Annotated in this window: 24 protein-coding genes and 1 other annotated feature; of the genes, 10 read left to right on the top strand and 14 right to left on the bottom strand. The window is 36.7% G+C overall.

Annotated features, from left to right (window positions below):
• Positions 1–156: 156 nt before the first annotated feature.
• A complete protein-coding gene (gene chrA, locus FG382_RS20140; protein WP_229677459.1) occupies positions 157–1,314 on the bottom strand; it encodes a chromate efflux transporter in 1,158 nt (385 codons plus the stop codon).
• A gap of 240 nt (positions 1,315–1,554) precedes the next feature.
• Between chrA and FG382_RS20135 the strand changes: the two genes are divergently transcribed.
• Together FG382_RS20135 and FG382_RS20130 are read left to right on the top strand one after the other, a co-directional pair.
• Positions 1,555–2,874, top strand: coding sequence for a hemolysin family protein (locus FG382_RS20135; protein ID WP_142540645.1), 1,320 nt, complete (start codon positions 1,555–1,557; stop codon positions 2,872–2,874).
• Positions 2,875–2,956: 82 nt separating this feature from the next.
• Positions 2,957–3,838, top strand: a complete 882-nt coding sequence (locus FG382_RS20130; RefSeq protein ID WP_142540644.1) for a cation diffusion facilitator family transporter — start codon at positions 2,957–2,959, stop codon at positions 3,836–3,838.
• Positions 3,839–3,920: 82 nt separating this feature from the next.
• Here the strand turns inward: FG382_RS20130 and FG382_RS20125 are convergent, their stop codons facing one another.
• From FG382_RS20125 to FG382_RS20110, 4 genes are all read right to left on the bottom strand, one after another.
• Positions 3,921–4,568: a response regulator transcription factor gene (locus FG382_RS20125; RefSeq protein ID WP_142540643.1), complete on the bottom strand. Its 648-nt coding sequence runs from the start codon at positions 4,566–4,568 to the stop codon at positions 3,921–3,923.
• An 11-nt stretch (positions 4,569–4,579) separates the two neighbouring features.
• The gene (locus FG382_RS20120; protein WP_142540642.1) at positions 4,580–5,695 is read right to left on the bottom strand and encodes a GAF domain-containing sensor histidine kinase; all 1,116 of its coding nucleotides are present in this window, start codon (positions 5,693–5,695) and stop codon (positions 4,580–4,582) included.
• A 214-nt stretch (positions 5,696–5,909) separates the two neighbouring features.
• The gene (locus tag FG382_RS20115; RefSeq protein ID WP_142540641.1) at positions 5,910–7,631 is read right to left on the bottom strand and encodes a phospho-sugar mutase; all 1,722 of its coding nucleotides are present in this window, start codon (positions 7,629–7,631) and stop codon (positions 5,910–5,912) included.
• A gap of 18 nt (positions 7,632–7,649) precedes the next feature.
• Entirely contained in the window at positions 7,650–9,191 is a 1,542-nt protein-coding gene (locus tag FG382_RS20110; protein WP_142540640.1) for a carbon-nitrogen hydrolase family protein, read from the bottom strand.
• Positions 9,192–9,321: 130 nt separating this feature from the next.
• On the opposite strand from FG382_RS20110, the gene FG382_RS20105 reads away from it, so the two are divergent.
• Genes FG382_RS20105 through FG382_RS20095 form a run of 3 tightly spaced genes read left to right on the top strand, consistent with a single transcriptional unit; the run spans position 9,322 to position 11,120 of the window.
• On the top strand, positions 9,322–9,753 hold the full coding sequence (locus tag FG382_RS20105) for a disulfide formation protein C (protein ID WP_142540639.1): 432 nt from the start codon (positions 9,322–9,324) through the stop codon (positions 9,751–9,753).
• Complete coding sequence (locus FG382_RS20100) at positions 9,750–10,220, top strand: thioredoxin family protein (protein ID WP_142540638.1); 471 nt, start codon at positions 9,750–9,752, stop codon at positions 10,218–10,220. The genes FG382_RS20105 and FG382_RS20100 overlap by 4 nt, the downstream gene beginning before the upstream one ends.
• A gap of 51 nt (positions 10,221–10,271) precedes the next feature.
• Entirely contained in the window at positions 10,272–11,120 is an 849-nt protein-coding gene (locus FG382_RS20095) for an RluA family pseudouridine synthase (protein WP_142540637.1), read from the top strand.
• Positions 11,121–11,188: 68 nt separating this feature from the next.
• Here the strand turns inward: FG382_RS20095 and FG382_RS20090 are convergent, their stop codons facing one another.
• Positions 11,189–11,896: a hypothetical protein gene (locus FG382_RS20090; RefSeq protein WP_142540636.1), complete on the bottom strand. Its 708-nt coding sequence runs from the start codon at positions 11,894–11,896 to the stop codon at positions 11,189–11,191.
• 226 nt (positions 11,897–12,122) lie between these two features.
• On the opposite strand from FG382_RS20090, the gene FG382_RS20085 reads away from it, so the two are divergent.
• Entirely contained in the window at positions 12,123–12,704 is a 582-nt protein-coding gene (locus FG382_RS20085) for a hypothetical protein (protein ID WP_142540635.1), read from the top strand.
• A 32-nt stretch (positions 12,705–12,736) separates the two neighbouring features.
• On the opposite strand, the gene FG382_RS20080 is transcribed toward FG382_RS20085, so the two are convergent.
• The 4 genes from FG382_RS20080 to queG form a co-directional block, all read right to left on the bottom strand.
• Positions 12,737–13,561: an aldo/keto reductase gene (locus FG382_RS20080; protein WP_142540634.1), complete on the bottom strand. Its 825-nt coding sequence runs from the start codon at positions 13,559–13,561 to the stop codon at positions 12,737–12,739.
• 39 nt (positions 13,562–13,600) lie between these two features.
• Positions 13,601–13,783: a hypothetical protein gene (locus FG382_RS20075; RefSeq protein ID WP_142540633.1), complete on the bottom strand. Its 183-nt coding sequence runs from the start codon at positions 13,781–13,783 to the stop codon at positions 13,601–13,603.
• 302 nt (positions 13,784–14,085) lie between these two features.
• The gene (gene trmL, locus FG382_RS20070) at positions 14,086–14,559 is read right to left on the bottom strand and encodes a tRNA (uridine(34)/cytosine(34)/5-carboxymethylaminomethyluridine(34)-2'-O)-methyltransferase TrmL (protein WP_142540632.1); all 474 of its coding nucleotides are present in this window, start codon (positions 14,557–14,559) and stop codon (positions 14,086–14,088) included.
• Between the two features lie 12 nt (positions 14,560–14,571).
• Positions 14,572–15,711 carry a tRNA epoxyqueuosine(34) reductase QueG gene (gene queG, locus FG382_RS20065; RefSeq protein ID WP_142540631.1) on the bottom strand — a complete coding sequence of 380 codons (1,140 nt, stop codon included), beginning with the start codon at positions 15,709–15,711 and terminating at the stop codon, positions 14,572–14,574.
• A gap of 55 nt (positions 15,712–15,766) precedes the next feature.
• Between queG and FG382_RS20060 the strand changes: the two genes are divergently transcribed.
• The 3 genes from FG382_RS20060 (at position 15,767) to FG382_RS20050 (ending at position 18,300) form a co-directional block, all read left to right on the top strand.
• Positions 15,767–16,456 (top strand): B3/B4 domain-containing protein, encoded by a 690-nt coding sequence (locus FG382_RS20060; protein ID WP_142540630.1) that lies wholly within the window; start codon positions 15,767–15,769, stop codon positions 16,454–16,456.
• Positions 16,457–16,459: 3 nt separating this feature from the next.
• A complete protein-coding gene (locus FG382_RS20055) occupies positions 16,460–16,975 on the top strand; it encodes a hypothetical protein (RefSeq protein WP_142540629.1) in 516 nt (171 codons plus the stop codon).
• Positions 16,976–17,238: 263 nt separating this feature from the next.
• Complete coding sequence (locus tag FG382_RS20050; RefSeq protein WP_142540628.1) at positions 17,239–18,300, top strand: ATP-grasp domain-containing protein; 1,062 nt, start codon at positions 17,239–17,241, stop codon at positions 18,298–18,300.
• Between the two features lie 114 nt (positions 18,301–18,414).
• Here FG382_RS20050 and FG382_RS20045 read toward each other — a convergent pair whose 3' ends face one another.
• The 3 genes from FG382_RS20045 to proS all read right to left on the bottom strand — a co-directional run bounded on the left by FG382_RS20045 (position 18,415) and on the right by proS (position 21,356).
• Positions 18,415–19,290 (bottom strand): hypothetical protein, encoded by an 876-nt coding sequence (locus FG382_RS20045; RefSeq protein ID WP_142540627.1) that lies wholly within the window; start codon positions 19,288–19,290, stop codon positions 18,415–18,417.
• Positions 19,277–19,831: an RNA polymerase sigma factor gene (locus FG382_RS20040; protein ID WP_244950551.1), complete on the bottom strand. Its 555-nt coding sequence runs from the start codon at positions 19,829–19,831 to the stop codon at positions 19,277–19,279. Before FG382_RS20040 ends, FG382_RS20045 begins: the two co-directional genes overlap by 14 nt.
• An 85-nt stretch (positions 19,832–19,916) precedes the next feature.
• Positions 19,917–21,356: a proline--tRNA ligase gene (gene proS, locus FG382_RS20035; protein WP_142540625.1), complete on the bottom strand. Its 1,440-nt coding sequence runs from the start codon at positions 21,354–21,356 to the stop codon at positions 19,917–19,919.
• Positions 21,357–21,397: 41 nt separating this feature from the next.
• Positions 21,398–21,615: a binding site (T-box leader), on the bottom strand.
• A 179-nt stretch (positions 21,616–21,794) separates the two neighbouring features.
• Here proS and FG382_RS20030 point away from each other — a divergent pair.
• Positions 21,795–22,166 (top strand): VOC family protein, encoded by a 372-nt coding sequence (locus FG382_RS20030; RefSeq protein WP_142540624.1) that lies wholly within the window; start codon positions 21,795–21,797, stop codon positions 22,164–22,166.
• Between the two features lie 292 nt (positions 22,167–22,458).
• Here FG382_RS20030 and FG382_RS22820 read toward each other — a convergent pair whose 3' ends face one another.
• A complete protein-coding gene (locus FG382_RS22820; RefSeq protein ID WP_170206592.1) occupies positions 22,459–22,608 on the bottom strand; it encodes a hypothetical protein in 150 nt (49 codons plus the stop codon).
• Positions 22,609–22,749 lie beyond the last annotated feature (141 nt).

Here is a 22,749-nt window from a genome sequence, read left to right as displayed (position 1 = left end):
TTTTCGTCTAATGGTCGGTATGAATAAATTATTAAGTTTTTTGCGCTATCTTTTAAACGAATCATTTTTCATACCTCCATTTCCTTTTATTTAGTGTCCCTTAACATTAGCATATAAAAATTTCCGTTGTCAATACATTTTGAAAAAAGAAATTTATTAGATTAATTGTACACCTGCACCTAATAACGTACTTATTAATACTACTTTAAAAGGTGCCCATTTATACACGACTAATAACATAAAAGTAATTAATACAATAATAAAATCAAACGTGCTTGTTACCGCACTCGTAAAAACGGGATCATATAACGCAGCTAGAAGAATTCCCACCACAGCTGCATTAACTCCTTTTAAGGCGGCCTGAATCCCCTTTTGCGACCTGATAAAAGACCAAAATGGCAAAGTACCTATTACCAATAAAAACGACGGTAAAAACATCGCAATGACTGCTATAATAGCTCCAGGAATTCCAGCAGTCAATTGACCCAAATAGCCTGCTAGTGTAAACAGAGGTCCTGGCACTGCTTGTGCTGCTCCATATCCAGCAAGAAATATATCTGGAGCTACTTCCGCTTCTCGTTCAAGCATCGGTAAAACGACATGCCCTCCCCCAAACACAATAGATCCAACTCGATAATACGTATCAAAAATAGAATAATATACAGATTGAAAAAAAGGTTTAACAACAGGCAATAAAATCAATAGTCCAAAAAACAAAATCCAACTTATAATACCAGTCCTTTTGCCAAAAGTAAGTACCATATTAGGAGCTGGTTCCACCGGTTCTGATTTGTAATATATATAACCAAATAGCCCGGCAACAGCAATGATGCTAATTTGCCCAATAGCAGTTGGAATAAGCAAAGTTAAAATAGCACATACTACGGCAATAGAAATACGAATTTTGTCAGGAGCAAGTGACTTTTGCATACCGAGAAGCGCTTGTGCAACAACTGCGACTGCAACAATTTTTAGGCCTTGAATCCAACCGCTATCAAATGAACCAGTAGTTGTAACGTACGCTGCAAAAAGCATTAATATAATGACAGATGGCAAAGTAAAGCCTAGCCAAGAAAGGATACCTCCAAGTATACCTCCTCTTAACAAACCAATCGATATTCCAACTTGGGAAGAAGCAGGACCAGGCAAAAACTGGCATAGTGCTACGATATCGGCATACATTTTATCATCCAGCCATTTTCTCTTTTCCACATACTCTTCTCGAAAGTAACCAATATGTGCGGCTGGTCCTCCAAAGGACGTGAAACCTAGTTTAGTAGAAGCCTTTATAATTTCAAAATATGTATCTTTCAATTGATATCCTCCCATCTATACAACACTACTATTATCGCATTATTGGGACTATACAATTGATAAGTTTATGTTAAGTTTCTATAGAAATTTGTTCCATGTGAGAAGAAAGATTTGTATTTTCTTTTTATATATTTTATTATTAAACGTATAAACTATTTTTTAGAAAACAGGAGGTGTATACTTTGTTCTACCCCTCATTCGGGTTAGGGACAAAGTAATTATTTGGAGATAGCCATACGATTGACAGCATTTGCTGTCTTAATCGCATTCACTGCATTTTTCGTTGCTAGTGAATTTGCAATTGTAAAAGTAAGAACGACAAGAATTGATCAGCTTATTGCTGAAGGAAACACAAGGGCGATAAATGCAAAAAAAGTCGTTTCTAATTTGGATGAGTATTTATCTGCATGTCAGCTAGGAATAACCATTACCGCTCTAGGGTTAGGGTGGCTTGGAGAGCCGACTATCGAAGCTATACTACATCCTGCATTCGAGTATTTTGAGCTTCCGGAGAGTGTTACCTCCGTACTTTCATTTATCATTGCATTTTCTCTAGTAACATTTATACATGTAGTTGTTGGGGAACTAACACCTAAAACAATGGCAATTCAAAAGTCGGAAGAAATTACATTAGCAGTTGCAAAACCGCTAATTATTTTTGACCGTCTTATGTATCCAGTTATTCACGGTATGAATGGGTCTGCACGATTTTTAGCTACCCGAGTATTTGGTTTAAAAGCCGTCTCAGAATCGGAAGTAGCCCATTCAGAGGAAGAACTTCGCATGATTCTCTCTGACAGTTATAAAGGTGGAGAGATCAACCAAGCTGAATATAAATATGTAAACAAGATTTTCGAATTTGATGATCGTATTGCAAAAGAAATTATGGTTCCACGAACGGAAATTATTTCGATCGAAAAAGATTTAACGTTACATGAAGTATTTGAGCTAATTGGTGTGGAACAATATACAAGATATCCTGTAACAGATGGAGACAAAGACCATATTATAGGACTTGTTAATATGAAAAACTTATTAACAGCTTATATTAAAGATCCCGCAAATGCATCTACTCCAGTGATTGACTATATGCAGCCAATTATTCGAGTGATTGAAAATATGCCGATTGCTGATTTATTGCTTAAAATCCAAAGAGAACGTATTCATATGGCCATTCTAATGGATGAATATGGTGGTACGTCTGGTCTTGTTACCATTGAAGATATTATCGAAGAAATCGTCGGTGACATACGTGATGAATTCGATACAGATGAGCTTCCAGAAGTCCAAAAGATTGACGAAAATCATTTCATCATCGATGCAAAAATGTTAATCGAAAATGTCAATGACCTTCTTGGTATTAATATTGATGAAGAAGATATCGATACTATTGGTGGCTGGTTTATGACAAGGAGCTTTGAAGCCGTTAAAGGTGAAAAGATTATCGAACAAGGATATGATTTCATGGTTAAAGACATTGATGGGCATCATATTCAATACTTGGAAATCATTAAAGCCACTCCATTAAATGATCTAGAAGAAGTAACAGAAGAACAATAAAAAACTATACAGTTATATGAAAACGACTCTCAAATTGAGAGTCGTTTTCATATGCAATAAAATGTTGAAAAGAGGAAACACTTTGGAGCTATATACAAATTTACGTGAAGGGGAAAGAGGAGCTTGGGTAAGTATTGGTATTTACTTACTGTTAAGTACTTTTAAACTTAGTGCAGGCTTTCTCGGTTCTTCTGAAGCATTAAAAGCAGACGGATTAAACAACTTCACAGATATTATTGCATCTATTGCCATCCTAATAGGACTTCGAATTTCACAAAAACCACCAGATGATCATCATCAGTACGGACATTTACGTGCGGAAACTATTGCATCTTTAATAGCTGCTTTTATTATGGCATCGATTGGAATTCAAGTAATTATTCAAGCAATTCAACATATAACAAATCCAGTGCAACAAACTCCCTCCATCTTAACTGCAATTGTTGGGCTCATTAGTGCAATCGCCATGTATATAGTGTATAAATACAACTTAAAATTAGGTACTCGTATAAATAGTGCTGCTTTAAAAGCCGCTGCATATGATAATCGCTCAGATGCATTAGTTAGTATTGGTGCAACAATTGGTATATTAGGGTCCATTTTTGGTTTCCCTATTTTAGATGGGATTACGGCATTAATTGTTGGTGTCATCATTATTTATACAGCTTATACAATTTTTCATGAGGCTGCCTATACATTATCAGATGGATTCAACGTGGAAGAGGCGGAGTCCTTGTCTACTGTCGTAAAACGCGTACAAGGGGTAGAAACGTTAAAGGATTTTAAAGCTAGAATGCATGGAAATTTAATGTTTGTCGATATAACCGTTACCGTAAATCCCAACCTTAACGTAATTGAAAGTCATCGAATTACAGAAGAAATTGAACAGCGTATTATGAAATTGAAGCCTTTTTCCGTAGTACTTGTGCATATTGAGCCACATTTAGTAGAAGTTATTGATTGATCGTTTTTTATAATTCGGTCGAACGTAGATTTTCAGTTTCAAAAAGGAAGTTCGCGAAGATTTTGCGAACTTCCTTTTTACTTTATTGCCCACTTGGCTCTGTGAGTCCGTGTTTGACTGCATATAACGCGGCCTGGGTTCGATCTTGGACTTGTAGCTTAACGAATATATTCGATATATGTGTTTTCACGGTTTTTTCTGTTACAAATAAGGATGATGCTATTTCACGATTGCTTTTTCCTTTTGTTAGCTCAGACAAGACATCCTGCTCTCTTGGAGTTAAAGGATGTTCTTCATGCGGGGAAAGTGGTGTGACTTCCACTTCTTTTTGAAGCTGTGAAGTGGCCTCTGGGTGTAATGTATTTTCTCCACGCATTAATTTGCGGATAGCTTCTGCCAAATCATCGGGCTCTATATCTTTTAATTGGTACCCAGCAGCTCCTGCTTTTAATGCTGGGATGACGTGGTCTCTATCAGAAAAACTTGTTAGCATTAGAATTTGAATTTGTGGATATTTTGCTTTAATACGTTTTGTCGCTTGAATACCATCCATTTCTGGCATCACAAGATCCATTAATACCACATCAGGCTTCAAAGTTGCTGTCAGCTCAACTGCTTCTTTTCCATTTGAGGCCTCTCCCACTATGTCCATATCTTTTTGCGTTTTTAAAAAGAACATTAAGCCTCGTCTAACTACATGATGGTCGTCGGCGATTAATACTCGTATCATTTCTATCCCCCCTAATACGGTAAACGGACTAATATCTCCGTTCCTTTATCCCATTCTGTTACCCAATCTACTGTTCCACTGACGGAATACGCCCTATCTTTCATACTCTGTAATCCTAACGATCTAAGGCTGTTTAATTCATTCATATGAAATCCACGTCCTTCATCTTTTACGACTAACAATACATCTGTAGTAGTAATGGTTAAATACAACTCCGCTTGTAAAACGCCTGAGTGTTTTCGTACATTATTCATTGCTTCTTGTGCGATTCGGAACAAAGTCTCTTCAATTTTAGCTGGTAAATTGATGACTCCTTTAACATTCACATTAAGCGTTAATCCTAGTATATCTCCATACCCTTTTAATCCTTCTATTATTCCATTTTCTAAGCCTTTCGGGCGGAGCTGCCATATAAGTGCTCGCATTTCCGTTAAAGCTTCTTGCGTTAAATATTGAATCTCTTTAAATGTGTTCTTAACATCTTGCTGCTCCGTCATCTCTATCCCGCCTCTAGCAGTTAAGGTAACTGAAAATAGTAATTGATTGACCGAATCATGTAAATCGCGAGCGAGTCGATTTCTTTCCTGTACAAGTGCAACTTGCTGCTCTTGTTTTGTTAATAAAATTCGCTTAATCGCAGATCCAATTTGAAAAGCAACAGACTCTAACAACGCAAGTTCTCCTTCTGAAAAACGAATCGTGTTTGGGGTTGCAACATTTAAAAGACCGAATCTCTCTTGTCCAGACTGTAAAGGAACAGTTGCATGATGTGTAATATTACTATAATCTTTACTGCTACTCCTTCTGGAATGGACAATTCTTTTACATTCGATAATATTAGAAGCCTTGTCTAACTCGCTATTTAGAAATCTTGTAACACACCAGCACCCACCTTTTTGCAGGTGTTTACAGTCATTTTGTTGCAATGCATTTGGCAGATTTTCATGGGCAATTAGCTCTTGCTTCCCTTTTTCGTTGATAAAAAATATCCAGCCGGTCTCGAATATCGTCCCTTCTAATAGCTTACGAAGCGCACCTTGAAGCATTTTCTCCATTTCTGTTTCTTCGTTTAGAAATTCTGCAATTTCTTTCAATAATTCAATATTTGAGAGTTCATTTAACTGCATGTAAACTCCTCCACCTTATGTTCTCTTACTTTCCATCATATCACTTAATCGAACCTCACAGTATCTACATAGCTTCATACTTTTGACTGAAAAAATTTACTCTCCCTATCAAAAGCAAGAAAAACCAGTCCCTTTACCTACAGGACTGGTTTTAAAGTTGAATATATATCTTCAAGTTGCACACTTTTTAGCACACGATAATCCATTCTCTTGTTTATTCCTCTAAATACTTATTCATTTCAGTTGAGAATACTTCTTTTAGCAGTGCTAGCTTTTCCATGCTTTCTGCTTCTGTCCCGCTTGTCACACCGAAATAATATTTTATCTTCGGCTCTGTTCCACTTGGTCGAACACAAACCCATGAGCCATCTGCAAGGAAGTATTTTAGTACGTTCGATTTTGGCAATACAATCTGCTCCGCTTTACGACCATCAACAAATGTTCGTAGGGATGTCGAATAGTCTTCTTGTGAAGAAATAGCAATGCCAACAACTTCTGTTAATTGATTGACACGAACTTGTTCTAGTAAGTTTTTTATCGCATTCGCTCCGCTCACACCTTTTTTCGTAACAGAAACAAGTCCTTCTAAATAATAACCATGTCGCTCGTATAATGCATATAAAACGTCTACTAGTGTCATGTCTTTCTCTTTATAGAAAGCTGCAGCTTCTATGATGGATAACACACTTTGTACCGCATCTTTATCCCTCGCAAAGCTTTTCACTAAATAACCATAGCTTTCTTCATAGCCAAACAAAAACTCGTATTCTTTCGTTTCTTCATATTGTTTAATCTTTTCTCCGATAAATTTAAATCCTGTTAATACATCTTCCGTGCTTGCACCATGATACTCTGCAATCACTCGTCCAAGATCAGATGTCACAATCGTTTTAAACACACGGCCATTTGCGGGCATCGTTCCTTTTTCTTTTCGCTGTGTTAATAAATACTCGATTAAAATGGCGCCAGTCTGATTTCCAGTTAACAGTTTGTACCCTTCTGTTGTTTTCACGGCTAGTCCAACACGGTCTCCATCAGGGTCTGCTGCCACTAAAATGTCTGCATCATATTTTTCTCCGTATCGGATTGCATATTCAAAAGCGCTTTGTTCTTCTGGATTTGGTGATTTCACTGTAGGAAACTCACCATTTGGTTCCATTTGCTCTTCTACATAATGGATGTGCTCATATCCCACTTCACTTAAAATTCGCTTCACTGTTTTACCGGAAGCCCCATGAAGTGGAGTGAAAACTACTGTTAAATCGGTAGTTGATGCGATTGTTGAATTTTCTTGCACGGTTTTTAATTCCTCTATATAAGCCTGATCGATATCTTCATCTAGATAGGTAATTAAGCGATCATCAAATGCATTTTGTTTGATTTGAAGCGCATCACCAGCATCAGAAACATAACGAATAACAGCATCCGCATCTTCTAAATTTAACTGTGCACCGTCTTCTCCATATACTTTGTAACCATTATATTCAGGAGGATTATGGCTTGCCGTAATAACAATTCCCATAAATGCATTTAGTTTTCGCACGGAATAAGACAGCTGCGGTGTTGTTCTAGGTTCATTGTACAAATAAGCTTGAATACCATTGGAAGCTAGTGTATTTGCCGCTTCGTTTGCGAATTCGGGGGAAAATCTACGACTGTCATAAGCAATAACGACTCCACGTTTCATCGCATCTGCTCCGGCCGTCTTAATATAAGCCGCAAGACCAGTAGTAGCTTTACGAATCGTATATGTATTCATACGATTCGTACCTGCTCCTATTTCTCCTCTCATTCCACCTGTTCCAAACTCTAGATCCCGATAAAAAGCATCTTCAACACGCTTTTCATCTTTTGCTAACTGATCCAAATCTTCTTTCCAAACAGATTCTAACTCAGCAAAACGATTCCATTGCTCGAATAATTGTTTATAAGACATTCGTGAAACACCCATTCCTCATTTTTTATAATCTATACCATAGACATCATGTCGACGATCTTTTAAATGCTTAACTGTTCCGTCTTGTCGTTGGCGTCTTAATATTTCTAAATCGACATCTCCTATTAGAACCATCTCGACATTCGGTTCTGTTTCGCCTACAATTCCGTCTCTCGCGAATTCAAAATCAGACGGTGCAAAAATAGCCGATTGTGCATATTGAATATCCATATTTTCTGTTTGTGGTAAGTTACCTACCGTACCTGAGATAACTGTATAAATTTGGTTTTCCACTGCGCGCGCTTGTGCACAGTAGCGAACTCGTAAGTATCCTTGGCGATCCTCTGTACAAAATGGCGTGAAAATAATATTGGCACCCATATCTGTTGCAATTCGGGCAAGCTCTGGAAACTCAATATCGTAGCAAATTTGAATGGCAATTTTCCCACAATCCGTATCAAATACTTGCACGGAATCTCCTGCACTAATTCCCCACCATTTGCGTTCGTTTGGTGTAATATGAATTTTATATTGCTTGTCAATCGCTCCATCACGATGAAATAAATAAGCAATATTATAAATTTCCTCGTTCTCCTCTTCTACAAAATGAGAGCCAGCAATGATGTTAATATTGTAACGAACAGCTAAATCCGCAAACAATTCCATGTACTGTGGGGTATATTCCGTTAATTTACGAACTGCCTGACTTGGAGAAGGCTCATCTAAGAAAGACATAAGCTGGGTCGTAAAAATTTCTGGAAATACGACAAAATCGGATTGTGCATCGGATGCAACGTCTACAAAATACTCACATTGATGTGCAAATTGCTCGAACGAATTAATTTTGCGCATCATATATTGGACCGCGCATATTCGAACAGGATAGCTCGTTTTAAAATGACGCTTTGATAATGGGATATAATCTACGTTATTCCATTCCATTAAAGTAGCGTATTTAACAGAAGCCTTATCATCCGGTAAATAATTTGGATTAATACGCATCAATGTAAAACCATTCATCAATTGAAAGGTTAATACGGGATCATATATTTTATGACGAGAAACCGCCGTTACATATTCTCTTGGTGACATTTCGTTTGCGTGTTTATGGTAATTTGGAATGCGGCCACCAATAATAATGGATTTTAAATTAAACTGTCTGGCAATATCTTTTCTGCCCTCATACAAGCGTTGACCGACTTTCATCCTTCTAAATTCAGGATGCACCATTACTTCTATTCCGTATAAGTTATAGCCATCTGGATTATGATTTGTAATATAACCTGAATCTGTTACGTCAGACCAAGAGTGACGGTCATCATACTCATCAAAGTTAATAATAAGGCTGGAGCATGAGCCAATTACTTTCCCATCCAGCTCTGCTACTAATTGACCTTCTGGGAATATCGTTAAATGACTGCGTAAATGTGCTACTTCCCAAGGGTCCATCCCTGGAAAGCACAATCGCTGTATTTCTAAAATAGATTCAATATCAGAAAAAGTCGTTTGTCTGATAACCATGCTTTTTTCAAATTGAGATAAGTCAAATTCTTCCGACATATTATCCACTCCTCAAGTAATCACTAATTTCTATTATATAACTCTTTTCTGCACAGATAAAATGTTTTACATGCTTTCAAAGAACCCTTATACTTTGATTTGAGTTCAAAGTATTTAAAAGGAGAGGCCTATGACAAAAAAAGTTGAAAATTTAATGCTTTTTATGTGGGTAGTGGCTTTTACTGCTACACTTGGTTCGTTATACTTTTCTGAAATAAAACAGTATGAGCCTTGTGAATTATGCTGGTATCAACGAATACTCATGTATCCACTCGTATTGATAGTAGGAATTGCTTACGTCCAAAAAAATGCTAAAATTGCACTTACTTCCCTTGCATTTTCAATCATTGGGGCTTGTATTTCTGCATACCATTATAGCATTCAAAAGTTAGACTTTATGCAAGATTCTGCACCGGCTTGTGGGAGAGTCCCTTGTACTGGCGAGTACATAAATTATTTAGGATTTATTACAATTCCATTTTTAGCACTTATTGCTTTCACTTTAATCGCGGTTAGTAGTGTACTTGTATTAAGAAGTTTGAAGGAGGAAAAATCATTATGAAGAAATTAGCCATATTCGGTGGAATCATTATATTAGTTTTCGTATTAATATTCGTATTGAATGATCAAAAAAACAAGCAAGCATTATCGGACAACCCTTACGATAAAAAAGAATTAAGACAGTCTACAATTGATCTTATAAAAGATCCCAACTACCAAAATATTATCCTTCCAGATGATCTAAAAAAGAAAATTGATAGCGGCGAGCCTGTTACTGCTTATTTCTTCAGTCCAGAATGTGTGCACTGTCAGGAAATGACACCAAGACTAACGCCACTTGCAGAGGAAAACAAAGTAGATATAGTAAAATATAATGTACTGGAATACGAACAAGGTTGGGATGACTATTTAATCGAAGCTACACCGACAACTATTTATTTTGAAGATGGAAAAGAAGTGGCGAGAATGACTGGTGCACAACCAAATGAAAATATTCAAGCATTTTTTGATCAAGTTGTACTAAAATAATTGGAAAGGTCGTGTCCTCTAGACATGACCTTTTTTAAAGGAGAATAAAGGATGCTACATACATTAACTTATACAGTTCCGGAAGACGGACTAACAATTGAGACGATCTTACAAAACAACTGGAAGCTCGGGAAAAAACTTATCCATGATTTACGTATGCAAAAAGCTGTGAGTAATACTAGTGGGGAACTATTACAATGGAAATTACCAAACAAAAAAGGAGATGTATTAGTTTTTAAATGGGAAGGGGAATCGTCCAATTACGTCCCTTCCGACCAAATCCCGTTATATGTTGCATATGAGGATGAATACTTATTAATAGCATCTAAACCTCGTGGTGTTACAACTCATCCGAACGAAGATGGTCAAAATCATACATTTATGAATACAGTATCCCACTACTTATCAAGTAAAGGTCAAAATTATGGGGAACATGTTCACCGAATTGATGAAGGCACAAAAGGTTTGATCGTAGTTGCGAAAAACCCGATTGTAAAAGGAATGCTCGATCGTATGCTGGAGAATAAAACAATTATCCGCACGTACGAGGCAATTTTGGAAGGACAGTTAAAAAACCAGCATGGCACGATTCGGGCTGCAATCGGAAACGATCGCCATCATCCAACGAGAAAGCGGATTTCCCCTTCCGGTCAACAAGCCATCACACATTACGAAGTAGCCGGCAGACATCCACAGTTTACAAAGGTACATGCCATATTAGAAACGGGTCGTACACATCAAATCCGTGTCCATTTTGCCCATCTAGGTCATCCGATTGTGGGTGATGATTTATACGGAGCAAAGAAAACACCTACTAAAACGTATGAATTGCATGCTTTTAAAGTGCAATTTGTTCATCCGATTACAGGCGAAATAATAATCGTAGAAGACAAGAGATAGCACTGCCTTTTTCCCTTCAAAAATCGAAAAATCAGTCTCGGAAAACTTATTCTCCGAGACTGATTTTTTTATAAATTTAATTCTTTCTTTGCGCTTTCCACTGCCTGCATTAGCTCCTCATCCTTCACAATTGTCACATCCGGATCCACCTGTTCCTTTTGAGGAAGTTCAAACTGAAACTTTTCTGCATAGGGTGCAGGTCTGTTCATCAAAAACTCGGTAATTTGTTCCGCAATTTTTTCTCGAGCTTCTTCAGCAGTCCTTTTACCAGTTACTATTTCATGCATCATATTCATAGACAAAGTATTGGCACCTTCGTTATCACAATGTACGGAGACCTCTCCTCTTGTTCTATCAATAACAAGGCTACCTTCTAGTTTTGCTATTTCCCCAGCTTTATATGCTGGTACATGATAATCTATAAATTGTTCGAGCATATCTACATGAGGTTCCGGAAAATCATGGGGAACCCCTTCCTTATAAACAATTGTTTTCTTCCATGGACCATTATAGTACCAAACAATTGTTGAATGAGTAGTGTCATTAGGAGGGCCATAAAATTCGATCATTTTTTGCGTTACTTTTTTGGAGAGTGTTGGCCAGTCCTGTATCAATTCTTCGACTACTTGAAGGTCCACTGTAGTATTAGTGCCCCTTTTTCCGTTCATATCAGTCGCATGAAGTAGCTTGTTAGATTCCATCGCAATTGCAGCTGTTTGTAATCGCTCTTGTGCGCTCAATTGATCGGCATATGGTTGTTTGTTTTGTTCATTCATATTCAATATTCCCATTCCTTTCTTTGAAATTATTTATATGCATACTCTTTATTTGTCTTCCCTGTCATATATCAACTAAACAAAATATGCCTAGAGTCTCTACTAGTTTCTGTTAAATATAAAAAGTATTAACATATCTTTTGGAAAATGATTACAAGACTTATTTCAATTAACATGGGTATTCATAAAGTAGTGTAGTATCTTGAATAAAAGGGAAGCGATATACTTGTTTGGATTTGCGGATTTACTATCAGTAGTTATTTCAGCTTTCATCATTTTGCCTATTGTAGTTTTTTTAAGAGAGAGTGGCTACTTAATTGTAAGTAAACTTTTAGGTGTGGAAAACCCAAGGCTCACTATTGGATCTGGCCCTCGGATTTTTAAAATAGGAATTTTCGATGTTCGAAAATATTATCATCTATATAGTTGGTTTTCTTATGATGATATAAAAAGAAACAATAAATTTGCTTATATTTTTATTTACGCTGGTCCCATTCTCGTTAACCTATTACTTGCATTAGTTATTAATGCGCTTTTAGCAAATGGATTCATACAAGAACAAAAGGATTTTTGGGAACGCTTTATTTTTTATGCGTTTTACTATGTTTTGTTTGATTTGGTGCCGATGAAAACTTTAAATGGGATGCCTAATAACGGGATGATTATTTACGAGATGTTACGATACGGTAAAAGAACCGATTATAATCAGCAGCCCTTCATCCCGACAACTACTGACGTAGAGAAAGAATATCAGGAACAAATGAAAGAAATAAAACAAGCGAAACAAAAGAAAAAGAGGCATGAATAGAATTCATGTACCTCTTAATTCACTTAGACAATCTAAAAAGTATCTGGATCCATCCCAGTTCTTTCATCTAAATTTAGTGCATCGATATGTTGCATATCCTCAGCTGACAGCTCAAAATCAAAAACCTGGAAGTTGTCTATTATTCTAGCAGGTGTCACTGATTTTGGAATGACGATTAAATCATTCTGTAAGTGCCAACGAATAATTACTTGTGCGGTTGTTTTATCGTATTTAGCACTAATGTTTTTTAAAGTAGATTCATCGAGCAATCTCCCCCTTGCTAGAGGTGACCAGGAAGTTATTGCAATTCCTTTTTCCGTACAATAATTTCTAAGATTCACTTGTGTCAATCTTGGATGACATTCAATCTGGTTTACCATTGGTTGAATATTGGCTTTTGCTGCAATTGCTTCTAAATGATGCTGATGATGATTCGAAACTCCTGTTGCACGAATCAGCTTCTCTTCATATAAACGCTCAATTGCACGGTATGTATCCACAAACGTTTCTTTTACTGGCCAATGGGTTAAATACAAATCTATATAATCTAAGCCAAGAAGCTCTAAGGACTTTTCAAACGCTTTTAATGTTTGATCGTATCCTTGATCGGTATTCCATACTTTTGTTGTGATGAAAACTTTTTCTCTTGGAAGCTTAGAGTTGCGAACTGCTTCTCCTACTTCTTTCTCATTTGCATAAAGAGAAGCCGTATCAATATGACGATAGCCATTATCTAAGGCAGTGGATATTGCTTGTAGCGCAATATCTGGTTCGGTCATTTTGTAAACTCCTAAACCAATACGTGGCATTTCTACTCCGTTTGCTAAACGTTTTGTTGAATCCATATGTAATTCCATATTGATCATCCTTTCTTTTAAAGAAAACGACTGAAAAGCTCAGTCGTTTTTCCTTTGTTTAATAGAAGAAGTATCATCTGATTGTGCCGGATCAGATACTCGATGATCTTTTTCTAGCTCATTGTCATCGCGAAGCTTCTCCATTTGTTTTCCTAGTTGCTTTACTTCTTCCATATTTGTTGCCATCGAACCGTTTTCTGGACCATTTTTCAAATTACTCATTTAAAAAATCACTCCTTTTCTATATCCTAGTAGAATTAGATGGCAGATGCAACTCTCAAAAGGTACATTTTTTGCCATAAATTCATTTTTGCCAATATTTCTTTTTACCTTAAAGTGATGTATACTTATGGTTGAATATACTGGAGGAGGCGCTTAATATGAGATTAATCCTAGTTCTTGGCGTTTGTGTAGCATTCCTTACTGCGATCTTCACTGCAGGATATGATGACAAACCAGGTGCATCTAAAAAATAAGAATGTATGTTAAAACGGACGATGCCTTTATGGGCTCGTCCGTTTTTTTTAATGTAAATTAGGATAATCTTGTTGTCTTAACGCTTCATATATTAATATAGCAGCCGTGTTAGATAAATTTAAGGAACGAATATTATCATTCATCGGGATTCTAAGCGCTCGGTCGGGATGCGCATCAATTAGTTCACGTGGCAACCCTTTCGTTTCGCGACCAAAAATAAAGAAATGATCCTTCTCCGCGTCACTAAAGTTATAAGTAGTATGCGGCTTTGCTCCAAACTTTGTGATCAAATAATATTCCGCTTCTGGGTGTGCCTCAAAAAATTCATCTAACCCATCGTAATACGTAATATCCACATGCTCCCAATAGTCTAAGCCAGCTCGTTTTAGCATTTTGTCATCTGTCGAAAATCCAAGAGGTCTGATTAAATGTAATTTTGCTCCTGTTCCTGCACATGTTCTAGCGATATTCCCTGTATTTGCAGGGATTTCTGGTTGATATAACACGATATTAATACTCACTATTTCCACTTCCTATTTCTCAATAGTATAAAACTCTAATCCTTTACGAATTTCTGCCAGTACTTCTTCTACTTTTTCGTTTTGCTCTGCTTTCTTCAATGCAGTTAGACCCTCTTCTGTATTTATCTTTCCAATAGCCCAAGCTGCTGTTCCTCTTATAACTGGACGAGCATCCTTTTCCATCAGTTCAATCAATGTTGGTACAGCGGACACTTCTTTAAAGTGAGCAAGCGCTAATATGGCATTTCGCTGAATTGGGTTTTTCCCTCTCCAAGCACCAGACATATGTCCATATGTCTCTTTAAACGTCCGATTCGTCATGTTCAGCAATGGGAGAAGCAGTGGCTTTACAAGCTCTGGATCTGGTGTAAATGCTTCTTGATGCAAATTCGCTTTTCCTTTATTTTTCGGGCAAATCGTTTGGCAAGTATCGCACCCATATATACGATTCCCTATTTTTGTGCGAAATTCATCTGGAACCATTGTTTTCGTTTGTGTGATAAAAGCAATGCATCTTTGTGCATTTAACTGTCCGCCTTGAATTAATGCCCCAGTCGGACAAATATCTAAACAAAGTGTACACTCGCCACATTGATCCTCCATCTGTTCGCTTGGAGCAAATGGAATGGATGTGATCATCTCACCTAAATATACGTAAGAGCCAAATTCAGGAGTAATAACCGCACAGTTTTTGGCACTCCAACCGATTCCAGCACGTTCTGCAACTGCACGATCGGACAACTCACCCGTGTCTACCATGGAACGCAGTTTTGCATCCGGTATATGGGTTAATATATATAACTCTAAGAGTGCGAGCTTTTCTCGTAAGACGGTGTGATAATCCGTTCCCCAAGAAGCTCTAGCGAAGATTCCCCGTCGCGCACCTTTTATACTTTTCGGAGCATCTTTCATTTTCGATGGATACGCTATGGCAATCGAAATTATACTCTCTGCATCAGAAAGTAAAAGCTCTGGATGCGCTCTTTTTTCAATATCCGATTCTTCAAAACCCGAAGCATATCCTAGCTCTTGTTGGCGAATTAATCTATTTTTTAATTCTTTGAATGGAGAAGCAGACGTAAACCCAATTTTATCAATTCCAATGGAAGCTGCGTATTCTATTAGTTGTTGTTGAAATTGATTGATATTCACAATTGTTCTCCCTTCTTATGATACACTTAAGAAAATAGTTGTAAGGATGGTTGCTATGATGTTTACATTAAATGATTCTTTATTGCAAATCGAACCTAATTTTAAAATAGGCATTATTCATTATACCAAAATTGTCGTTTCTCCTTCGCCTCAAATGCTTAAAGGTCGTCTCCAATTATTTCAAGAACAGCTTTTCTTTGAAATGGAAGAGAAAAAAGTTACCGAATTTGACGGTATAAAAGAATGGCGAGCTATGTGGAAAAAGTTTGGTGCTGATCCAAACAGATACCGTCACTCAACCGAAGCACTATATCGACGAATTGCAAAACAAAATTATATCACACCAATGCATTCAGCAGTAGATTTAAATAATTTCTTCTCGTTGCGCTATGAAATACCAATGGGCATATACGATTTAGAAAAGATTGAAGGAGATATCCAAATCTCTATTGGCAATGAAGACACGACTTATGAAGGATTGAATGGTAGAGAAAACAAATTACATAATATACTTACGCTTCAAGATACGGCCTGTGCATTTGGTAGTCCATTTGTCGATTCAATCCGTACAGCAGTAACTGAAACAACAACGGATGCCGTTCAAATCGTCTTCCTCCGTCCATCAATGAATATCGAGGAAGGTCAAAAACTAATCCAGTCGATGGAAACAATGTTCACTCAAATTCATGGTGGAGAAGCAAATTCTTCTGTTTTACATAAAAATAATAGAGAATGGGAGATTTGACATATGGCAAATATTTCGTTAGCTGAGGCTGTTAAACTAAAAAGTATTTTACTAAAGAGAATTCATGAGCTCGAAGAAGAAATTATGCGCGTAGCTTTTATAACTATTGAAAAAGGCACTTCTCCTGAAATTGGACCTCGTACGGTCTCTGTTGTAGACAATGAAATTACATTAACACGAAAAGATATTCGAACGCTCGACAAACTTATCTATGAAGCGAATATAAGCAATACAGTTACATTTAAAGACAAAGCTTATACAATTGTAGAAGCAATAGAGCTCGCTACACAAATGCGTGCCCAAGCAAGAATATATAAACAATTAGGTGTCTCTGAAAAAGAAAGAGTACAATACGGATACGGTGATGGAACCACCTATGTCCAGGTTGCCTTATTTAATCCTGAAGAGTATCGTGTAAATGCTCTACAATACGAAAAAGAAGCAAACAAGCTATCAGGGATCATCAATGCCAAAAACTACTCCATCACGATTAATTTTGATGATGAAAAATACGCATAACCCTTGGTAAGGTGAGACTCCTTATCAGGGCATAGTTAGGAAATCACTCTCAAATTGAATTAGACAAACCAATGACCTCTAACCTTTCACTTTGTGACTCATGACTAATGACCATCCATTGCAATAGCAAACGATCTTTAATTAGTGTGCTCTGCGATTTCCTACTATGTAAAACGCTCCTCCCCACTTTTGTGGAGGGGCGTTTTAATAATATAATTTTCTTTAATTATCCTAAAATATTACATAGAAAATGAGGAATTAACATGCCGATTAATATTTGGTTCAATAGATGGTTTTCAACTGTAGCCCACTACATGGAGATGATTCGACATAACCCGGATCAACAGGAGTTCGTTATTTACGGTACACACCCTAATCCAGATACTGTGTATTTTAATTACTGTGATGTATCAGGGACAGAACCAGATATCGAGGGAGAAGAATATTTACAGTTTTGTATAGATTTCTGCATACAAAATCAGATTCATGTATTTGTTCCACGAAAAGAAAATGTGCTTATCTCTCAACACTTAGACAAATTCGAGGAAATCGGTGTAAAAGTGTTAGTTTGTCCAGATGGTGATTTAATGGCCATAGTAGATGATAAAGCAGCGATGTATCGATCCTTAGAAAACCAAGCGAATGAAGGGAATTTTATAGTAGCTATCCCTTCCTACCGAATTGTCAACAATGCGAAAGAATTCCAAGCTGCTTATGAGGCATTAAGTAAGAATAATACGAAGCTATGTATTAAGCCTGTCATTGGAGAAGGTGCGAGCGGATTCCGTATTATCGATAATAAAGCAGATACTATTCCTTTTATATTCAGTACCGCTTCCTCACAAAAGATTTCTTATGATACAGCTATTAAAATTTTACAAACGCAGGAGCATTTCCCCGACTTGATGGTTTTAGAATATCTCGATGGTTATGAGTATAGCATTGACTGTCTAGCCGAAGCTGATGGAACTCTACTTACGGCAATACCGAGGAAAAAAGGAAATGGACGAATTCGTGAGATTGAATACAATAAAGAATTAATCGAAATCGCTGAGAAAATGGCTGCACAATATAAAATTCCTTATGTGTTCAATATCCAAGTAAGATATAAAGACGGTATCCCAAAACTATTAGAAATTAACCCTCGTATGAGTGGTGGATTACATATAAGCTGTCTTTCCGATATTAATTTCCCCTATTATGCAATTAAGTTATTACTAGGTGATCAATTAGAAACCCTTCATCCTAAGTTTGATGTGAAAGCAACGCATATTGAACAGCCAGTAATATTATCTTCCTCCAAAGATTCTGTAGTATTAGTGTAAATACATTATGTAGATAGAGACGTTCCTTTCATTTAATGAAGGAACGTCTCTACTATTATTTTATCGAAAATTATGTGTATAAACTATCATCAAGAGTTTGAATACTTTTTCATACTAATTCTCAAATATTCTCGTTTGTTCTCCATCAATAAGGAGCTTCCACATTCCATGATCTTTCCATGTTAGATTACCCTTGTAATAATAAATTATTCCTCCCCCTTCACCGTCTATCACGCTATTGTCCTGCTTAAAAACGGTAGTTTCCATTACTCTCCCTTTGTTATCGAGTAACTTCACCTCGATTATTTCCTTTTCTCCAAGTGTACTTTGTAAATATACTTCATAAGCTTCACCGATTGGAATTTCCTTTGGAGAATCAACGAGTGCATAGTTTTCCGTTTTAGGGAATGGTGGGAAGACATTAACTGTAAATGCTTCGAATAGTACATCTTCCACATAAAACGATAACTGCCATTCCCCTTCTGATGGGAACGGAATAAATCTAGCTAATGTATGAGCATCCTCACTATAAAGGCCGCTTGAGAGAACACCTTCTGTTAACACAATCTTTTCTCTTTTTATATTTACCGCTTCTACTCTGAACTTTTTGTCCACAAGCGCATGCTCATCTCCCCAGAAGTAAAGCATCATCTTGGACACTCTTCTCTTGTCCTCTGCAACAAATTGTTCATTAAAAACAAGAATCCCTATCCTACCTTCCACTCCCAGTACTTCTTGATCTCTATCTGGTAATGTAAAAACTGTTCCTTGTTGTGCACTTAATTTGTAATAATCTTCATGCGTTAATAAAAGCAAAAGAAGTATAGAGCATATGGCTACAATCGTAAATATTGGCTTTAATAAGACTGGTTTCTTAACTATATTTTGCTTAGCTCTCAACGTATACAATAATTTTTCTTTTTGTTCATTCTCCAGTGAATACTTTGGAAGGTTTCTCAAACGATTTTGCAGTTCCTTATAATCCTCCATATTCATATCCCTCCTTTTCTAAGAGTGTCTTTATTTTTTTCAAGGAGCGATGATATATCACATTTATATTATTCTCATTACTTTTCATCACATGGCTAACTTCCTTGGATGACATCTCCAAAATCCCTTTAAGAATGATGACTTCTTTATATTTTGATGGAAGCTGACTAATAGCATTGTATAAATGGCTGTTTTCTTGATTTAGAATGATATGCTGTTCTGTACTATTAGAAAAATTCTGCTCTTGTAATAAGGTATGCCTGATTTTGCTCCAAACTCGATTTCTTCTGTAACGATCTATTACCATATTTCTGGCGATGGATATAAGCCATGTTTTTGGATGGGAGCTCTCATTATATTTATTTATTTTGCTCCACGCTCGAAGAAATGTTTCTTGTACCAGATCTTCTATTTCCATTGATCCAGTGTAGTATATTAGAAAGCTGGTTATATCTTGTTCGTATAGCTCAAACCATTTTTCTATTAAGCTCTTCTCCAAGGGATCCCCCCTTTCTTTAATAATTAGACGAATGTATTTCATTTATCTTACATGAAATGTTGAAAAAATAAAAAATCAACCATTTAACAAGCAATGGTTGATTTTTTAACTTATATTTTCTATTTAATTAGTATGCACGACCGAACCATACAGTATGTTTCGAATCCTTGCCACAGTTGATGCATGTTGCTTTTTCAGTAGGTGGGTTGAATGGAATATTACGCGTCGTAAATTTCGTTTCATTCTTCACATTCTCCTCACAAGCGTCATCGCCACACCATCCAGCAAGAATCCAGCCTGGGATTTCTCCTTTATCAGTTGAATCAGTAAGATGTTGTTTTAACTCCTCTAATGAGTTCACATGTGTATGCGAGTTTTGATCGCGGAATGCACGAGCTTTTTCTAGTAAACGTGTTTGCATAGTTGCTAGTTCTTCTTCAATACGCTCCACTAGATTAGGAATATCTACAGTTACTTTGTCCGCTTCGTCACGCGCTTTTAATAATGCTTGGTTATTTTCTAAATCACGTGGTCCTAATTCCACACGAACTGGAACTCCTTTTAACTCCCACTCATTGAATTTGTAGCCAGGAGATTGGTCAGAATCGTCTAAACGTACACGAATACCTTTTGCTTTAAGGGAAGCAAAAACTTCATCTAGTTTTTCCATAATAGCAGGATTCTTTTTCCAAGGTCCTACTGGTATTAATACAACTTGAGTTGGTGCAATACGTGGTGGCAATACAAGCCCTTGTTCGTCACCATGAACCATAATAACCGAACCGATTAGACGTGTAGATGTTCCCCACGATGTTGTATGCACATGCTGATGCTTGTTTTCTTTATTTAAATACTTAATATCAAATGCTTCCGCAAACTTTGTTCCAAGGTAATGAGATGTACCAGCTTGCACTGCTTTTCCGTCTTTCATCATGGCTTCAATGGAATACGTATCTACAGCCCCAGCAAAGCGTTCAGAAGGTGTTTTTTGACCATCGTATACTGGAATTGCTAATAGCTCTTCTACTACCTCTTTATAGATGTTAAGCATCTGCATTGTTTCCTTGCGTGCTTCTTCTTCATCTGCATGCGCAGTATGCCCTTCTTGCCATAAAAATTCAGAAGTACGTATGAAAGGAAGAGTTTTCTTTTCCCAACGGAATACGTTTGCCCATTGGTTGATAAGTACAGGTAGATCACGGTAACTCTTAATCCAGTCAGAATATAAATGACCAATCATCGTTTCAGAAGTTGGGCGAAGTGCTAGACGCTCTTCTAATTTTTCACCTGCCGCCTCTGTTACCCATGGAAGCTCTGGTGAAAAGCCTTCGATATGATCTTTTTCTTTTTGGAAAAATGATTCCGGAATAAGCATTGGGAAATAGGCATTGCGATGTCCAGTCTCTTTAAAACGTCGATCCATTTCAGCTTGAATATGTTCCCAGATCTCAAAGCCATCTGGTTTAAATGCGATACACCCACGGACTGGCGTATAGTCCATTAAATCTGCCTTCTGAATTGTGTCGATATACCATTTCGAAAAATCATTTTGTTGTTGACTTGTCATAAAGTTCCCTCCTAATAATAAAAAGCACAGAGCAGTCCTCGGAAAAGGACGTCTCTGTGCTGGATAGACGTGGTACCACCTTAGTTTAGCTAAAATTCCTTTTAGCCCTCTAATACGTTTGTTAACGAAAACGACTCGGTTATGTTTGCATAACATCTCCGTGGTAGGTTTCAACAAGAAGCGGTGATATAGCTCTCAGCAAGCTGCTATATTTTCTGTTTCACAATTCTTATTTACTTGGCCACATCAAAGATTATATATACTTAATAATATACCAAATAGATGAATTTAATACAATCTCCATTCTGACTTCAAGGAATCACTAGCGTAGTTATTCCCATGGAGCCATCAGGGTTATGATGCTCTTCTCTGGTGCTTGTATAATTTCGTTTACTCTCTTATACTTATTAATAATTCTGACTAAAAGGCGGTTATGATATGAATTTAGGAGCATTTTCTGTAAGTTTAAAAGTAAAAGACATAAATACATCAAAAACATTTTACGAAAACCTCGGTTTCCAAGCTATGGGAGGAGATATTACACAAAATTGGCTTATCATGAAAAATGATAATTGTATAATTGGCCTCTTCCAAGGTATGTTTGAAAATAATATTCTAACTTTTAATCCTGGATGGAATAGTAATGCAGAAAATCTTGAGGCGTTTACAGATGTTCGAGAACTTCAAAAACAGCTTCAAGAAAAAGGAATAAAAATACTGCAAGAAGCGGATGAAACTACAGAAGGACCTGCATATTTTACAATTGAAGATCCAGATGGTAATCAAATTCTTTTAGACCAGCATAGATGATGAAAGCGGTATAGACTATAACACGAACTCATACTAATATAATAAAGTTAAGGCAGGTTAATTTGTTGAACCTGCCTTTTATTGTTCCCCATTCAACTACATGTTCAGGCCGATATCCTCTCCATCTTGGTTTAAACTCAATTCACTTTTAGCTCTCTAATACATTTATTAACGAAAACGACTCGATTATGGCTGACATAATCGAATCGTTTTAGGCTTACTTAAAAAGCGTCGATATAGCTCTCAACAAGCTGCAATATATTCCTGTTTTAATGTCCTCATCAAATTTTTATCAGGAATATACACAATTCTTTGTAGGAAGATTCTTTTCCTTATCCATTTCAAAGTTTATCGCCATTGCTTTTTTATACGCTTCTACTTTAGAGGAAGCATTTACTTCTATAATTTTACCATTCATAATGAAGTTATATTTTTTTATCATTTTTAGGACCCCCATTTTTCTAATATTTTTCTATACGTCGGCTCACTCTGAAATACCTTTCACCTAGCCAACTTCTATATTATTAACTTCCCTGTTTTCATTTTTATTAAACAATTAACTAATAAATTTCTCTCAATGACC

The sequence above is a fragment of the Psychrobacillus lasiicapitis genome (assembly GCF_006861795.1).
GTDB lineage: Bacteria > Bacillota > Bacilli > Bacillales_A > Planococcaceae > Psychrobacillus > Psychrobacillus lasiicapitis.
This window is presented reverse-complemented; position numbering and strand designations above follow the sequence as displayed.

Excerpts from the sequence above, each read along its gene's own strand:
- FG382_RS20125 (WP_142540643.1), bottom strand. The coding sequence starts at position 4,568 with ATGATACGAGTATTAATCGCCGACGACCATCATGTAGTTAGACGAGGC.
- FG382_RS20120 (WP_142540642.1), bottom strand. The coding sequence starts at position 5,695 with ATGCAGTTAAATGAACTCTCAAATATTGAATTATTGAAAGAAATTGCA.
- FG382_RS20115 (WP_142540641.1), bottom strand. The coding sequence starts at position 7,631 with ATGTCTTATAAACAATTATTCGAGCAATGGAATCGTTTTGCTGAGTTA.
- FG382_RS20110 (WP_142540640.1), bottom strand. The coding sequence starts at position 9,191 with ATGTCGGAAGAATTTGACTTATCTCAATTTGAAAAAAGCATGGTTATC.
- FG382_RS20105 (WP_142540639.1), top strand. The coding sequence starts at position 9,322 with ATGACAAAAAAAGTTGAAAATTTAATGCTTTTTATGTGGGTAGTGGCT.
- FG382_RS20100 (WP_142540638.1), top strand. The coding sequence starts at position 9,750 with ATGAAGAAATTAGCCATATTCGGTGGAATCATTATATTAGTTTTCGTA.
- FG382_RS20095 (WP_142540637.1), top strand. The coding sequence starts at position 10,272 with ATGCTACATACATTAACTTATACAGTTCCGGAAGACGGACTAACAATT.
- FG382_RS20090 (WP_142540636.1), bottom strand. The coding sequence starts at position 11,896 with ATGAATGAACAAAACAAACAACCATATGCCGATCAATTGAGCGCACAA.
- FG382_RS20080 (WP_142540634.1), bottom strand. The coding sequence starts at position 13,561 with ATGGAATTACATATGGATTCAACAAAACGTTTAGCAAACGGAGTAGAA.
- FG382_RS20075 (WP_142540633.1), bottom strand. The coding sequence starts at position 13,783 with ATGAGTAATTTGAAAAATGGTCCAGAAAACGGTTCGATGGCAACAAAT.
- FG382_RS20060 (WP_142540630.1), top strand. The coding sequence starts at position 15,767 with ATGATGTTTACATTAAATGATTCTTTATTGCAAATCGAACCTAATTTT.
- FG382_RS20055 (WP_142540629.1), top strand. The coding sequence starts at position 16,460 with ATGGCAAATATTTCGTTAGCTGAGGCTGTTAAACTAAAAAGTATTTTA.
- FG382_RS20050 (WP_142540628.1), top strand. The coding sequence starts at position 17,239 with ATGCCGATTAATATTTGGTTCAATAGATGGTTTTCAACTGTAGCCCAC.
- FG382_RS20045 (WP_142540627.1), bottom strand. The coding sequence starts at position 19,290 with ATGGAGGATTATAAGGAACTGCAAAATCGTTTGAGAAACCTTCCAAAG.
- FG382_RS20040 (WP_244950551.1), bottom strand. The coding sequence starts at position 19,831 with ATGAAATACATTCGTCTAATTATTAAAGAAAGGGGGGATCCCTTGGAG.
- proS (WP_142540625.1), bottom strand. The coding sequence starts at position 21,356 with ATGACAAGTCAACAACAAAATGATTTTTCGAAATGGTATATCGACACA.
- FG382_RS20030 (WP_142540624.1), top strand. The coding sequence starts at position 21,795 with ATGAATTTAGGAGCATTTTCTGTAAGTTTAAAAGTAAAAGACATAAAT.
- FG382_RS22820 (WP_170206592.1), bottom strand. The coding sequence starts at position 22,608 with ATGATAAAAAAATATAACTTCATTATGAATGGTAAAATTATAGAAGTA.